At 37.9% G+C, this 15,729-nt stretch carries 12 protein-coding genes; 6 read left to right on the plus strand and 6 right to left on the minus strand.

The features are described 5' to 3' along the window. Positions 1–39: 39 nt before the first annotated feature. The 5 genes from priA to ACIQVU_RS03340 all read right to left on the minus strand — a co-directional run bounded on the left by priA (position 40) and on the right by ACIQVU_RS03340 (position 5,398). Positions 40–2,451 (minus strand): primosomal protein N', encoded by a 2,412-nt coding sequence (gene priA, locus ACIQVU_RS03320; protein WP_340804679.1) that lies wholly within the window; start codon positions 2,449–2,451, stop codon positions 40–42. Next, entirely contained in the window at positions 2,448–3,458 is a 1,011-nt protein-coding gene (coaBC, locus tag ACIQVU_RS03325) for a bifunctional phosphopantothenoylcysteine decarboxylase/phosphopantothenate--cysteine ligase CoaBC (RefSeq protein WP_340804678.1), read from the minus strand. The genes priA and coaBC overlap by 4 nt, the downstream gene beginning before the upstream one ends. Before the next feature lie 171 nt (positions 3,459–3,629). Beyond that, positions 3,630–3,857, minus strand: coding sequence for a DNA-directed RNA polymerase subunit omega (rpoZ, locus tag ACIQVU_RS03330; protein ID WP_053993872.1), 228 nt, complete (start codon positions 3,855–3,857; stop codon positions 3,630–3,632). A gap of 4 nt (positions 3,858–3,861) precedes the next feature. Next, positions 3,862–4,479: a guanylate kinase gene (gene gmk, locus ACIQVU_RS03335; protein ID WP_340804677.1), complete on the minus strand. Its 618-nt coding sequence runs from the start codon at positions 4,477–4,479 to the stop codon at positions 3,862–3,864. Positions 4,480–4,522: 43 nt separating this feature from the next. Then, entirely contained in the window at positions 4,523–5,398 is an 876-nt protein-coding gene (locus ACIQVU_RS03340; protein WP_340804675.1) for a YicC/YloC family endoribonuclease, read from the minus strand. Positions 5,399–5,658: 260 nt separating this feature from the next. Here ACIQVU_RS03340 and ACIQVU_RS03345 point away from each other — a divergent pair, with 260 nt between their 5' ends. The 6 genes from ACIQVU_RS03345 to ACIQVU_RS03370 all read left to right on the plus strand — a co-directional run bounded on the left by ACIQVU_RS03345 (position 5,659) and on the right by ACIQVU_RS03370 (position 14,737). Next, the gene (locus ACIQVU_RS03345; RefSeq protein ID WP_340804674.1) at positions 5,659–7,353 is read left to right on the plus strand and encodes an Rqc2 family fibronectin-binding protein; all 1,695 of its coding nucleotides are present in this window, start codon (positions 5,659–5,661) and stop codon (positions 7,351–7,353) included. A 1,740-nt stretch (positions 7,354–9,093) separates the two neighbouring features. Continuing rightward, entirely contained in the window at positions 9,094–10,752 is a 1,659-nt protein-coding gene (locus tag ACIQVU_RS03350) for a peptide ABC transporter substrate-binding protein (RefSeq protein ID WP_340804672.1), read from the plus strand. A gap of 147 nt (positions 10,753–10,899) precedes the next feature. After that, positions 10,900–11,829 (plus strand): ABC transporter permease, encoded by a 930-nt coding sequence (locus tag ACIQVU_RS03355; protein WP_340804671.1) that lies wholly within the window; start codon positions 10,900–10,902, stop codon positions 11,827–11,829. Next, positions 11,829–12,749, plus strand: a complete 921-nt coding sequence (locus ACIQVU_RS03360) for an ABC transporter permease (RefSeq protein ID WP_340804670.1) — start codon at positions 11,829–11,831, stop codon at positions 12,747–12,749. The genes ACIQVU_RS03355 and ACIQVU_RS03360 overlap by 1 nt, the downstream gene beginning before the upstream one ends. Positions 12,750–12,762: 13 nt before the next feature. Beyond that, positions 12,763–13,818 (plus strand): ABC transporter ATP-binding protein, encoded by a 1,056-nt coding sequence (locus ACIQVU_RS03365; protein WP_340804669.1) that lies wholly within the window; start codon positions 12,763–12,765, stop codon positions 13,816–13,818. Further along, the gene (locus ACIQVU_RS03370) at positions 13,811–14,737 is read left to right on the plus strand and encodes an ABC transporter ATP-binding protein (protein WP_402893843.1); all 927 of its coding nucleotides are present in this window, start codon (positions 13,811–13,813) and stop codon (positions 14,735–14,737) included. Before ACIQVU_RS03365 ends, ACIQVU_RS03370 begins: the two co-directional genes overlap by 8 nt. Before the next feature lie 362 nt (positions 14,738–15,099). On the opposite strand, the gene pyrE is transcribed toward ACIQVU_RS03370, so the two are convergent. Then, positions 15,100–15,729, minus strand: a complete 630-nt coding sequence (gene pyrE, locus ACIQVU_RS03375; RefSeq protein WP_340804666.1) for an orotate phosphoribosyltransferase — start codon at positions 15,727–15,729, stop codon at positions 15,100–15,102.

Here is a 15,729-nt window from a genome sequence, read left to right on the forward strand (position 1 = left end):
TTATAATTTCCTCATTTCTATTACACTGTTCGTAATCCATTATATAGTAGACGGGTCTAGATCAACCGTCATTAAAACTCCTTGTTTAATCCACTCTGCTCGATACATCGCAAGCAGACGCTGTAACACTGGAATTAGATTTGGTTCAATTTTATATTTTATCAAACATTGATAACGATATCTATTTTGGAGGCGAGCAATACTGGCAGTTGTTGGGCCAATAATGGCTACTTGATTTGATAAGTTGCCACGTAGCCAATCCGCCGCACGTCCAGCATATTCAGCAGCCATCATCACATCCTCATGTGAAATTTGGACAAGCGCTACAAAATAATAGGGTGGATAGCTAGAGCGACGTCGTAAAAACATTTCACGCTCGTAAAATGGCTCATAGTCCTGCGTTTTGGCTAATTCAATCGCATAATGCTCAGGTGTATATGTTTGAATAATCACTTCTCCTGCCTTATCGTGTCGGCCTGCTCTGCCGCTCACTTGCGTTAGCAGCTGAAATGTACGCTCTGCTGCACGATAATCTGGTAAATACAGCGATGTATCGGCACTGAGTACACCAACAAGTGTAATATTCGGAAAATCTAGCCCTTTTGCAATCATCTGCGTTCCAAGTAAAATATCTGCTTGTCCCTCTCCAAATGCTTGTAGTATTTCCTCATGTGCCCCTTTATGCTTTGTGGTATCCACATCCATCCGCAATACTCTTGCTTCTGGAAACAGCTTATAAATTTCCTCCTCCACCTTTTGTGTGCCTGTTCCAAAATAACGAATATGATCACTTTGACATTGTGGACATGTTTGTGGAATAGGCTCCTCATAGCCGCAATAATGACATTTTAGCTTTTCCGTTGTACGGTGGTACGTTAATGAAATATCGCAGTTTGGACATTGTACGACTGTACCACAATCCCGACATAGCACAAATGATGAGTAGCCTCGACGGTTTAGAAACAATACTATTTGTTCCTTTTTTTCTAGCCTTACACGTATAGCCTCCACAAGTGATGTTGAAAACATCGAGCGATTTCCTTGGTGTAGCTCTTCACGCATATCTGCAATAAACACAGTTGGTAATGCTTGTTGCAATGCCCGGTGCTGTAATGTCAGCAGCGTATAAACACCCTTTTTCGCTCTAGCATATGACTCTAATGCTGGTGTTGCACTACCTAAAATCACAGGACATTGGTAAAATTCGCTGCGCCAAATCGCTACATCTCTTGCATGATAGCGTGGTGAATCCTCCTGCTTATAGGTTGATTCATGCTCCTCATCTAAAATAATAAGCCCTATATTCGTAAAGGGTGCAAAAATAGCAGAGCGCGCACCAACGACCACCTTCACTTTTCCTTGCTGGATTTTCCGCCATTCATCATACTTTTCACCAACAGATAAGCCACTATGCATCACAGCGACCATCTCACCAAAGCGACTGCGAAAGCGCTCTGTCATTTGCGGTGTTAATGAGATTTCAGGAACAAGCATAATGGCTTCTTTCCCTTCCTCTAAAACCTTTTGTATCGACTGCAAATAAACCTCTGTTTTGCCGCTCCCCGTTACGCCATGTAACAAAAATGTTTGCGCTATTTGCTGCTCCATAGCTGTAGTAATAGCTTGTAGAGCCACCTGCTGCTCCTCTGTTAATTGTAAAGAGTGTGTACGTGAAACTTCCTTTGTAAACGGATCACGGTATACTTCCTCGTGAATAAATTGGGCAGCTCCTTTTGCAATCACTGCCTCTAATACTGATGACGAAACACCTGTTTCATCATAAATTTGCTGTGGTGGTAACACCTCGCCTAAATGCTGGCACATCCATTGCAGAAGCAGTCGCTGTTTCACTGCTCTTGCTGATTGTGTGATCACCCTGTCAATCAGTTGCAGGTCTTCTGTAATTTTGACCATCCGTATTTCTTTTACATTGCCTTGCTGCTTCACTATATTTTCTATTGTCACAGTATTTTGTGCAACAAGCTGCTTTAATAATGGAAGTAAGCCTGCTCGCTCAAACTCTTTAAAGTTAGCCTGCTGACGTTTGCCAAATATAGCTTGCACTTCCTCTGGTAGATTTTGCGAGTCCTGTAGTTTAATGATTTTTTCATATTTTGCACGAAGCGCTGACGGTAGCATCACTTGTAAGGCATCAATTTCATAGCAAATTGTATTATTTTTCAACCATTTCGCCATTTGCAGCATTTCTTCTGTTAAGACCTGCTCCATATCTAAAATTTGCGAGATCGGTTTTAGTTTATTCAGTGGCACATCTGTCTCTGTTTTCAAGCCTGTCACAAAGCCTAACACATTTCTTGCCCCAAATGGCACTTTTACTCGGCAGCCTGTTTCGATTACATTTGCCCATTCTAACGGTACTTGGTAATCAAAGGGTCGATCAACATGATAAGTAGGAACATCTACAATCACCTCTGCTATTAGCAAGCTCATTGCTCCTCACCCTGCAGAAGATAACGCCAGAAAGCTTGTGCAAAAAGCTGAGGGTTTGTAACCTCTAACGTTTGTCCATTGAGCTGTGCTTGCTTACTAAAATCAATCCAGCTATCTGATAATACCGTTAGCATTGGCTGTCCTTGTACCTTTTGTCCAAAGGTAACTGCCTTGATGCCTTCTATAGATACAATTGGTGCGCCTTCAATGGTTGGAGCATTTGCAGCATAAATAAACAATGCCTGAGGATATTGTTGCTTATAAGCCTCAAACTGTTGAATAAAATAATGTAAGCTACCTGTTTCATGCTGCATGGATAGCACCTTCGCTCCAAGTGCCCTTGCCTCATCTGCTAAAGCCTGTCCAATGACACCATTTGCTTGTGTGCTAATAATATGCTGGGCATCGAGCGGTACATGCAAAGCACCAGCCGCTATAATAACCGTTTTACCTGCAAGTGGCTGCGCTTTCTCTGTAAAATAATCCTTGACAATAGCCGTTATTTTCTCAGGCTCCTCTAAACGTCCCTTGCCAACATAGCCACATGCTAAAAATCCTTCTGATGGCTCAATAAATTGATAGCCATCAGCTGCTAATCTTGCAATATTGCGCTTGACGGCTGGGTGATCATACATATGCACATTCATCGCTGGCGCGAGCCATACAGGTGCAGTTGTAGCAAGTAAGGTTGTTGTGACCATATCATCTGCAATACCATTGGCGATTTTTCCAATAACATTAGCAGTAGCTGGTGCTACCAAAATTAAATCAGCCCAATCTGCTAAATCAATATGGGCAATCACATTGGAATCCTTTTCATCAAATGTATCAAAATAAACATCATTTTTGGACATTACTTGAAAGCTTAATGGATTGACAAATTGTTTAGCTGATGCTGTCATAATTACTTTTACATTGGCTCCTGCCTGTGATAGCTTACTAACAAGAGCAACAGCCTTATACACGGCAATCCCGCCTGAAACACAAAGCAAAATATTTTTATTCATGTGACGTATCATCCTTTCAAATGATAAGCTCCCAAAGGACAATTTCCCTGGGAGCTCTCGGCATTCTGTATAATCTCGCATTTATAGTCCCTTCTCATCGCTGAGGGCTGTTATACTATCTATCACCCTTCCCTTTGATAATGAACTAAAAAATAGCTTTTTACATTTCAATTAGATTTCGTCCTCGTATACCGCTGACTCATCCTGTGATACTTTTGTAAGTACACCTGCTGCTACTTCTTCAAGTGCTTTGCCTACATATTTGTAAGATACATATTTGTGTAAGCGCTCTGTACCTGGCTCTTCCTGCATTTGACGAGCACGCTTAGAGGCAAGGCTCACTAATGAATACTTGGAATCAATTTCTTTTTTTAATGCATCTACTGATGGATATAGCATGGATTTATTCTCCTCTCAACATTGACAAATATCTTTTTTCTACACGTTCTCTACGACAATGCTCAGCTTTAATAATCGCATTAATACGATCGCAGGCATTTGTCACTTCGTCATTTTCCACAACATAGTCGTATAAGCTCATCATTTCAAGCTCTTCGCTTGCCGTGGCAATACGTTTTGCAATAATATCCTCTGTTTCTGTCCCACGCCCAACTAAACGATCCTTTAATTCCGTTAAACTTGGAGGGGCTAAGAAAATAAATAAGGCATCTGGCGCTTTTTTACGAATTTGTGCTGCACCTTGCACTTCAATCTCTAAAAATACATCACGCCCTGCATCAAGTGTTTCATTGACATAGGCTAATGGTGTGCCATAGTAGTTTCCTACAAATTCAGCGTGCTCCAATAGACCACCCTGTTCAATTAACGCCTCAAATTCTTCACGCGTTTTGAAAAAATAGTCTACACCATCTACCTCACCTTCGCGAGGCTTTCGTGTTGTCATCGAGATAGAATACTCATAATTCGTATACGGCTGAGAAAATAATTCTTTTCGCACTGTCCCTTTACCTACACCAGATGGGCCAGACAGAACAATTAATAATCCACGTTCTTTTATCATTTATTCTCTATATCTCCCTTAATTTATAACAGATACGTGTGAGTTATTCGATATTTTGAACTTGCTCACGCATCTTTTCTAATATTGTTTTTGCCTGAACAACAGCAATAGCTGCTTCTGTTGATTGATTTTTCGAACCAATCGTATTGATCTCACGATGAATTTCCTGCATTAAAAAATCTAATTTCCGTCCAACTGAAATTGTTTCAAGCAATGTTTCCTCCAGCTGATTGAAATGACTATCTAATCGATCTAACTCTTCTGAGATATCTACTCGTTCTGCAAAAATCGCTACTTCAGCTAATAAGCGATCTTCTAACAATGCGCCATCTGCAACTTCAGCAATCCGTTCTACTAATCGTGTACGATATTTTTCAACAGCAAGCGTAGCATATGAACGAATTTTATTCACTTGCTCCATCAACTGTTCCTTATATTGTACAACAACTTCTTGCAATTCCTGTCCTTCACGCTCACGCATTTGTACAAGCTGTTCAATTGCTTGTAAAATCGCCTGCTCAACAGCTTGCAGTAAATCCTCTGGTGTAAGCTGTGGTTTCTGTTGTACAAGTGCTTGCTCTAACGATAAAAGCTCTTGCATCGTCCATTTTTCTTCCAATGGTACTTTACTGGCTAACTGTTCTTTTGCCTTACGATACGCTTCAATTAATGACCAATTAATTTCAATAGATTGCTCTACATTCTCTAAATCCTTCACATATACCATCACATCAATTTTGCCGCGTGACAAAGCTTGAGAAATTAATTTCTTTGCAAAAACTTCCGCTTCAAGCCACTCTTTCGGAAATTTTGCATTAATTTCTAAAAAACGATGGTTGACCGAGCGCATTTCTACGGTTAATTGAAAGTTTCTAGTTGTTGTGACACCTCTGCCAAAACCAGTCATACTACGCACCAAGGTTCGTCACACCTTTCTTTGCATACTGGAATTATTATAACATAAGCGCTATCGATTATGCCGCCTCTTCCAAAAAAATTGAGGAGAGTAAAAGCTAATTCTACCACAATTGAAGCTATATTTTAATATTCACCTAAAAAATGCTATGATAAACATACAAAAATGCAGATGCGGATGCTTTGCCAATAGCTGAAGCAACTGCCTATTGAAAAAATATGAAAGTACCAAGATGCTTAATATCGTTGGAAAGAGGAATTTATATGGCATTTGATGGCTTATTTACTTATGCAGTAACTGCCGACCTACAACAGCTTGTTACAGGCCGCATTACAAAAATACATCAACCAAACGCCCAAGAGGTCGTATTACACATTCGTGCAAATGGCAAAAATCATAAATTACTTTTTTCGATTCATTCTTCCTATGCACGCGTTCATCTAACGGAACAAACAATTGATAACCCAGCAGAGCCCCCAATGTTTTGCATGCTGCTGCGCAAGCATTTAGAGGGAGGCTTTATTGCTTCCATTAAACAGCACGATTTTGACCGCATTATAATAGTAGAAATTGCTAGCAAAAATGAAATTGGTGACCCAATTGTTAGGGAAATACATGCTGAAATTATGGGCAGACATAGTAATTTGCTATTGATTGATCAGGAACAGGGAAAAATTATCGATAGCTTAAAGCATTTGCCGCCATCCGTAAATAGCTTCCGTACAGTATTACCTGGTCAGCCGTATATTGCACCACCTGCACAGCATAAATGGAATCCGTTAACCGTAGCAGATGACGAGCTAGCTATATTTTTTGCTGAGCCAAAAAACGCCAAAGAAATCGTAGCACAGTTTGCTGGCTTTTCACCCCTTCATGCAGAGGAATTATTGTATAGACTGACATCAGCTCAAAATGCAACTGTATGCTTTAGAGAGTTTATGACATCCTTTGCAAATGGTGGTGCAAAGCCTATGTATGTGCTTGCAAATGGCAAAACATACTTCTCCCCTATCGACTTAACACATTTGCAGGGAGAGGTATCCCTGTACCCAAATGTTCATGCATTATTAGACCGTGTGTTTTTTGCACGTGCGGAGCGAGATCGTGTGAAGCAGCAGGCAGGTGATTTAGAGCGCTGGCTGCATAATGAAATTGAGAAGCTTGCCTTAAAAACGAAAAAGCTAACAAAGGATTATGAGCGTGCTTCCAAGCTCGACCAATTCCAATTATATGGCGAGCTATTAATGGCAAATATTTATGCCTTTGAGAAGGGAGCTACAGCAGTAACGGTTACAAACTACTATAGCGAAACAGGCGAAGAAATTACTATTCCAGTTAGTGAGCGTAAAACACCGATTGAAAATGCGCAAAGCTATTACACAAAATATACAAAGGCAAAAAATGCGTTAGTAATGGTACAAGAGCAGCTTGAAAAAACAAAAGAGGAAATTGCTTACCTTGAAATGCTGGCACAGCAAGTTCAACAAGCCTCTCCTGGAGATATTGAGGAAATTCGTGAGGAGCTAGCAGAGCAAGGCTATTTAAAATTGCGCCATGCCAAGAAAAAGAAAAAGCAAGCAAAGCCTGAGCCTGAACGCTATCTATCCTCTACAGGTATAGCCATCTCTGTTGGCAAGAACAATAAGCAAAATGATATGCTCACATTTAAGCTGGCAAAGCGCACAGAGATTTGGCTGCATACAAAGGATATTCCAGGCTCCCATGTTGTTATTCATTCAAGTGAGCCCGATGAAACAACATTGCGTGAGGCGGCTACACTAGCTGCTTACTTTTCTAAGGCTAGAGATTCGTCCTCTGTGCCTGTAGATTACACAGAAATTCGTCAGGTGAAAAAGCCAAATGGCGCAAAGCCTGGTTTTGTTATTTATTTCGAGCAAAAAACATTGTATATCGACCCTGATGAAGCGGTTGTTTTACAATTAAAAAAGCAATCGTAATCAACAACTAAAGCAGCACCCTATAGGACGCTAAAAAGCCTCTCCTATAGGGTGCTGTTGTTTGTAGTAAGAAAATTTCAAGTTAAAAAACACTAATTTTAAATATCCATTATAAGGGATGGTTTTTTTCATAACTTTGATATGAATGTATCAAGCTATTTTAATAGCAAGCTTTCTATACTCCAAGAAACTCCACAATATCTCCTGCTTGACGATTATTACTTAGGTTTAAATCGAGTCCTCTTAATATCCTGTACAAGAACCATTACGACCATCAGCACCACTTAAATATTTTTAATGGATGAAGAATCAATACGTTCATTTGATATTTTATCAGTTCCTTCTTTTCCATATGCCCTCATCATTTGAGTTAAACAATTTTTACTGTAATCCTCATATTTCATCACTTCTCTCTTTGAATTCACCATGTCATAAGGATGTGAAACTTTACCTGAATCAAAATTGAATGTTCCCAAGGAGTCCTCTGCCAAAACATGCATTGGAATTAATAACAAAATAGCTAAAAAAATTAGTTAAGAAGGCTTTCTTCTTACTTTGAAATCCCCTTATATTTGGATTTGAATACATTAATAAAGTTAATTAAAGAACGATAGTTACGATTTTACATGTTTGATTTCAAGAGGGTTTTCGCACCAGGTTTAATCATTTTTTGTGCCTCCTTTGCTAAGTACCCTTCCATGCATTTTTTATATACAATCTTCCTTATTATATATAGCTATAAAATATCACTACTCAATCCATCAGAAAAAATAAAGTATAGGTATTTCTCTGTTAAAGCTAACTATTGATTAAAAACCTCTCGATCAACTACTATTCATTCAAGTAAGACAATAGACTTTTCACCATATATAAACATATTTCTTATTATTTCGACAGTCCATGCCTGATCGAAATCAATAAAATTTCTCCTAGCGAAAGGTAACAGAAATCTGCGATAAGCAAAGTAGCTGATTTTTAGTAATTATTTGCATAATTAGTCCGTATCAGTAAGACAATTGACATTCTCAGGAAAACAACACGACTTAAATAGATGAGATTACAACAAAATCAAACAATCTTTTAACGATTTGATAGAGGAATAAAACTTATGACTTAAGCATAGATACATCTATACATAATCGAGTTAGAAGCTATTCCAAAAAAATATATTTCAGCTAACTCTCTACTTTTTTAAGACGATTTTTTCTAAATTAAAGTATATTTTTTCGTGCATTTTCTCTATTTTTCTTTTTTTACCTTGCTAATGGCATAATCTTAAAAAAATACAAAACAAGTTTCTTATATATCATTAATAGATAAAAATATTCATGTTTCACGATAAGAATCTACAAAAAATTACCTGCTAAAGAAACCAATTCACTGAGTTTTACATAAATTTTCTACAAATCTATACAAATCTCTTAAGGTAATACCTCCATGACTTTTGACTTATTTTTTGGAATATCAATAATATTATCAAAAAAATAGGAATTTTCGATATAGTAAATCATTTTTTTATTTTTGTTTTATTTTTGATATAAACTATCTATTAATATCATTTTTTTATCATATAAGCACTTTGTTTCTTTAGCATAATAAATCGGAAAAATTTATTATTCTCTTAGATGTCAGATAATACTAGATAAATTCGAATCTTTTTTATTTTGTACACAATGATTTTTTTGGTATATTAAATAGGAGCTTCAAAAAAGGCTTAAAAATTGTATAGGGGGATTCACTATGAATAAAAACAAAAAGTTTTTATTATTAACAGTCCTTGCAGTATTTTCTTTAGTGCTTGCTGCATGTGGCTTCGGTGGAGATTCGTCTGATAGTTCAAAAGATGGCAGTAAAGATTCTGGTTCATCTGGAACATCTTCATCAGGTGGCGAATTAAATTTAGTAGTAGCTTCTGAGCCACCATCACTACACCCTGCATTAGCAACTGATACAACTTCTGGTGTTATTCTTACAAACACATTTGAAGGTTTAACAACGCTTGATGCAGATGCTAAACCGGTTGCAGCTATGGCTGAAAGTTGGGAAATTAGCGAAGACCAAAAAACATACACATTCAAATTACGTGATGCTAAATGGTCAAATGGAGATCCAGTAACTGCTGGTGACTTCGAATACGCTTGGAAATGGGCATTAAACCCAGATAACCTTTCGGAGTATGCTTCAATTCTTTACCCTATTAAAGGGGCTACAGCTTACAACAACGGTGAAGGTTCTGCTGATGATGTAGGCATTAAAGCTGAAGATGACAAAACTTTAGTTGTAACTTTAGAAAACCCAACACCTTACTTCTTAGAATTAACAGCATTCAAAACGTATGCACCATTAAACCAAAAAGTAGTTGAAGGTAATGATGATTGGTATACAGATGCTGGTGAAAACTATGTAACAAACGGACCATTCACATTAGCTGAATGGAGACACAATGATACTGTTGTATTAAAGAAAAATCCAGAATACTGGGATGCTGATAAAGTATCTTTAGAAACAGTTAATATCGGTATGGTAGAATCTGAAACAACTGCTGCTACAATGTTTAAAGGTGGCGAAATCGACTACTTAGGTGCACCATTCCAAACTGTTGCACTTGACTCAATCGAAGAATTTAAAGCTGACGGTTCATTAAAAATTGCTGACCAAGCTTCTGTTTATTGGTACAAGCTAAACACAACTGATAAATTTACTGGAAACGCTAACATTCGTAAAGCGTTAACATTAGCAATTGATCGTCAAGGTTTAATTGACAATGTTACTAAAGGTGAACAAAAACCTGCATTAGGTATGGTTCCTATCGCAGTTAATGGCTTTGAAGAAGACCGTGGTTACTTCAAAGACAATGATATCGAAGAAGCTAAAGCTGCACTTGAAGCTGGTATGCAAGAACTTGGTATTACAAACCCAGCAGATATTACAGTTAATATTTCTTACAACACTAGTGAAGCACACGCTGCTATCGCTCAATTCATTCAAGAGGGCTGGACGAAAAACCTTGGTATTACTGTAGGTCTTGATAACTCTGAATGGCAAGTTTATTTAGAAAAGCTTAACCAATTAGATTACCAAGCTGGACGTATGGGCTGGGTTGGTGACTACAATGATGCTTATACATTCTTAGAAATGTATGATACTGCTGACAATGGAAATAACGATACTGGCTGGGAAAACCCAGAGTACAAAAAATTATTAGAACAATCTAATACAGAAGTAGATCCAGCTAAACGTCTTGAGCTTTTAAAACAAGCTGAAGCAGTTGCTATGGCTGAATTCCCTGTTGCACCTATCTACTACTACACAAATCTTTCTGTAGTACAAGATAACGTGAAAAACATGCAAGCAGATATCCTTGGTAACATTTCACTTAAAGAGGTTGTAGTAGAATAAAAATAATTTTTTCACATTATTTTATTTCACTTATTTAGCTCTACAACAAAGAGCTGCCTCGTAGCCACTATGGCGCGAGTCAGCTCTTTTTAAAATACGAAGGCATATATTTGTCTGACAATTGACAAATAGAAGGAGGAGTTTTATGTGATTAAATATATTTTGAAAAGGCTGATGTATATACTTCTCGCGCTTTTCGTCATCGTAACTGTTACGTTTTTCTTAATGCGTCTCGCTCCTGGTAGCCCTTTTGCGAGCGAACGTAATTTCCCACCTCAAATTGAGGAGAAGTTAAACGAAACGTATGGATTAAATAACCCTTGGTATATACAATATAAAGATTATTTAATCGATACGGCCACTTTCAATTTCGGTGAGTCCATGAAATATAAAGCGCGTTCGACAAATGATATGATTGCAGAAAGTTTCCCTGTTTCGTTAACATTAGGGATTGAAGCTATGCTATTGGCAGTTGGATTTGGTATTTTAATAGGCGTAGTTTCCGCGCTATATCATAATAAGTTCCCGGATTATTTGGCAACGTCCTTTGCGGTGTTATTTATTTCAGTACCTTCATTTATTTTAGCGGGATTAATGCAGTATTTCTTAGCCTTTAAGCTAGGTTTGTTCCCGATTAGTGGATGGAAAGGCTTTGTTTATAGTATATTACCTGCCTTTGCAATTGCTTTAACTCATATGGGCTTTATTGCAAAATTAACGCGTTCAAGTATGCTTGAACAAAACAATAGTGACTATGTAAAAATGGCTCGTGCGAAAGGGATTGGGAAATGGACAATCGTTTTCCGTCATACTTTGCGTAATGCGCTACTTCCAGTTGTCACTTATTTAGGTCCATTAACAGCGGGTGTTGTAACAGGTAGTTTCATTATTGAGCAAATTTTCGCTATTCCTGGGCTTGGGAAACACTTCGTTCAAAGTATTACAAACCGTGACTATACCGTTATTATGGGTACGACAGTGTTCTTCTCCATCATCCTTTTATTTGCGGTATTAATCGTTGATATTTTATATAGTGTGATTGATCCGCGTATTAAACTGAAAGGAGCGAAAAAATAATGACACAGCAACAAATTGAAAAAGATAAGTTTAAAATTGTTGGTGGTAATCATGAAGTAACGGAAAAATTAGCCGATAAATCCGTTTCCTTTTGGAAGGAAGTATTTATCCGTTTCTCTCATAACAAATTAGCCATTGTTGGGATCATTATTTTAATTATTGTTATTTTAATGGCTACGTTTGTACCAATGTTCTCTCAATATAAAGCAAGTGATCAATTAGGTGTTTATAATGCACCGCCGTCTGCACAATTTTGGTTTGGAACAGATGACCTTGGTCGTGATATTTTCGTTCGTATTTGGGAAGGTGCTCGTATCTCCCTCTTTATCGGAATTGCCGCAGCAATTATTGATTTAATTATCGGTGTTATTTGGGGCAGTATTTCAGGTTTAGCAGGTGGTCGTGTTGATAATATTATGATGCGTATTGCCGATGTTTTAACAGCTGTACCTTACCTATTAGTTGTAATCGTCTTACTAGTTGTTATGCAGCCTGGCTTAATTCCAATGATTGTTGCCTTATCTATCACTGGTTGGATTAATATGGCTCGTATTGTGCGTGGTGAAGTATTATCCATTAAAAATCAAGAATATGTACTTGCAGCTCGTACATTAGGGGCTAGTACAAGTCATTTAATTATCAAACATTTAATTCCAAATGCTCTTGGTGCAATTTTAGTAACAATGACATTAACAATTCCATCTGCTATTTTCACTGAGTCATTCTTAAGTTATCTTGGTCTTGGTGTACCTGCTCCAACAGCTTCTTGGGGTACAATGGCATCTGATGGGAATAAAGCCATTGCGAATGCTCCTTGGCGCTTAATTTTCCCGGCAGTATTTATTTCACTAACAATCTTTGCATTTAATGCAGTTGGTGACGGCTTACGTGATGCACTTGATCCAAAACTACGTAAATAAGGAGGTGGCCGTAATGAGTAAAACAATTTTAGAAGTAAAAGATTTAAGAATTAACTTTAAAACCTATGCAGGACTTGTTCATGCTGTACGTGGTGTTACCTTTGATTTAAAGGAAGGTGAAACGCTCGCTATAGTTGGTGAATCAGGTTCTGGTAAAAGTGTTACGAGTAATGCATTAATGAAACTAATTCCACAGCCACCTGGTATTTATGCGTCAGGACAAATTTTATTCAATGGTCGTGATTTAGTACCACTAACAGATAAAGAAATGTCAAAAGTACGTGGAAATGAAATTGCAATGATTTTCCAAGATCCAATGACAAGTTTGAATCCAACAATGAAGGTCGGACGTCAAATAACTGAAGTAATTTTGCAACATAAAAAGGTTTCAAAAGCTGATGCGAAAAAACGTGCAATCGAGCTTTTATCACAGGTAGGTATCCCCTTCCCTGAAAAACGCTATAACCAATATCCACATGAATTTTCAGGTGGTATGCGTCAGCGTGTTGTTATCGCTATCGCACTTGCTGCTGATCCAAAGCTGCTAATTGCCGATGAACCGACAACAGCTTTAGACGTAACAATTCAAGCACAAATTTTAGAGCTAATGAAAGAAATTCAAAAAAACTCGAAAACATCTATCATTTTCATTACACACGATTTAGGTGTTGTGGCAAACGTTGCTGATCGTGTGGCAGTTATGTATGCTGGTCAAATCGTTGAATACGGTACTGTTAATGATATTTTCTATAATCCAAAGCACCCTTACACATGGGGTCTACTTGGCTCGATGCCTGATTTAGATAATGATACAGACGAGCTATTGCGTACAATTCCAGGCTCACCGCCTGATTTAACAAATCCGCCAAAAGGCGATGCATTTGCAGCACGTAATGAGTTTGCAATGGAAATTGATTATGAACAAGAGCCGCCAATGTTCCAAGTAAGCGAAACGCATTTTGCAAAAACTTGGTTGTTGCATCCTGATGCACCAAAAGTTCCTCTTCCTGATGCAGTTGCTAAACGTATTGAAGGGTATTTAGCAAAGGAGGCACAAGAAAATGACTAAACCTGGTGCGAAAAAAATTCTTGAAATCAAAAATGTAAAGCAGTATTTTGGTTCGCCAGCTAATCCCATTAAAGCTGTAGACGGTATTAGCTTCGATGTTTACGAAGGTGAAACACTTGGTCTTGTGGGTGAATCAGGCTGTGGTAAATCAACAACTGGTCGTTCAATTATTCGCTTATACGACATTACAGATGGTGAGATTATTTTCAATGGTGAAAATGTCCATGGAAAAAAATCTAAAAGTGAGTTAAAGAAGTTTAACCGTCAAATGCAAATGATTTTCCAAGACCCTTATGCGTCTTTAAACCCTCGTATGACAGCGGGTGAAATCATTGGTGAAGCCTTTGATATTCATGGTCTTTACAAGGATAAAAAGGAACGTCGTGCAAAAATTCAAGAATTACTTGAAGCTGTCGGTTTAAACAAAGAGCATGCGAATCGTTACGCACACGAATTCTCTGGTGGTCAACGTCAACGTATTGGGATTGCTCGTGCATTAAGCTTAGACCCTAAGTTTATTATTGCCGATGAGCCGATCTCAGCACTTGATGTATCGATTCAAGCACAGGTTGTTAACCTATTAAAGCAGCTTCAAAAAGAACGTGGCTTAACATATCTTTTTATTGCCCATGACCTCTCCATGGTAAAATACATCAGTGATCGCATTGCTGTGATGTACCGTGGAAAAATTATGGAAATTGGAAAAGCAGATGATATTTACAATCACCCTGTTCATCCATACACAAAATCATTATTATCAGCGATTCCACTTCCTGACCCAATCTCGGAAAAACGCCGTCAACGTATTCCGTACAAACATACAGAAGTGGATGATAGTGCAACATACCACGAAGTAGGCGACCAGCATTATGTATATGGTACTGCTGACCTTGTGAAAACATGGGTTGCGAACAGATAAGTATAAAGCTCCTATTAACAGTCTACACACTGTAATGGGAGTTTTTTTAGTTGATAATAAAAGGTAAAAATCCGCTATACTGTCTATGAATAAGTGCCAAGTGTATCTTTTATCAGCTTCTTATCTTCTATTCATGGACATCTTTATGGATTTTTACCTTTTATTGATGCTACACAAAGAAATTTTCCCATAAGCATGTATATATTAAAAATAAACACTATAGAAGAAAAAATGACAAAAGGAATCGAGCGTGAACTTCTCGATTCCTTTTGTCTACAATCTGAGCTATCGATAAAATTATCGACAGTTGCTTTTGACTTTTATTTAAGGCGTTCTAAACTTTAGTAGTAAAAATTTAAAAATTATAGCTCGCCTGCTTTTAACTTGCTGTGCCACTCTTTTAAGAATGGGATATCCTCTTGTTGAATAGCGCCTGATTCATTTGCTGCTTCGATTAAATAATCAAAGTTTGTTAATGATACATATTGAATGCCTGCCTCATCAAAGGCTTGCTCTGCACGTGGTAGATTATATGTGTACACACAAACAACACCTAGCACTTCACAGCCTGCTGCACGCAATGCTTCTACAGCCGTAATGGATGAACCACCTGTTGAAACGATATCTTCTACTACAACAACTTTTTGACCTGCTGCATATTTTCCTTCGATCTGATTGCCACGGCCATGTTCCTTTGCTTTTGAACGTACATAAACCATCGGTAATTCTAAAATATCACTTACCCATGCTGCATGAGGAATACCTGCTGTAGCTGTACCTGCAACGATTTCTGTTGCGCCAAAGCTCTCTTTAATAACAGAGGCTAAGCCATTTGCTAATTGCTTACGAATCACTGGATCAGAGATTGTTAAGCGTGTATCACAGTAAATTGGCGATTTTATGCCAGATGCCCATGTAAATAATTCTGTTGGATTTAATTCTACAGCACCTACTTTTAACATAGCGTGTGCGATTTCATTTTGTAATGTCAT

Origin of the sequence: Lysinibacillus sp. NPDC098008 (assembly GCF_044760715.1) — a bacterium.
Classification (GTDB): Bacteria; Bacillota; Bacilli; order Bacillales_A; family Planococcaceae; genus Lysinibacillus.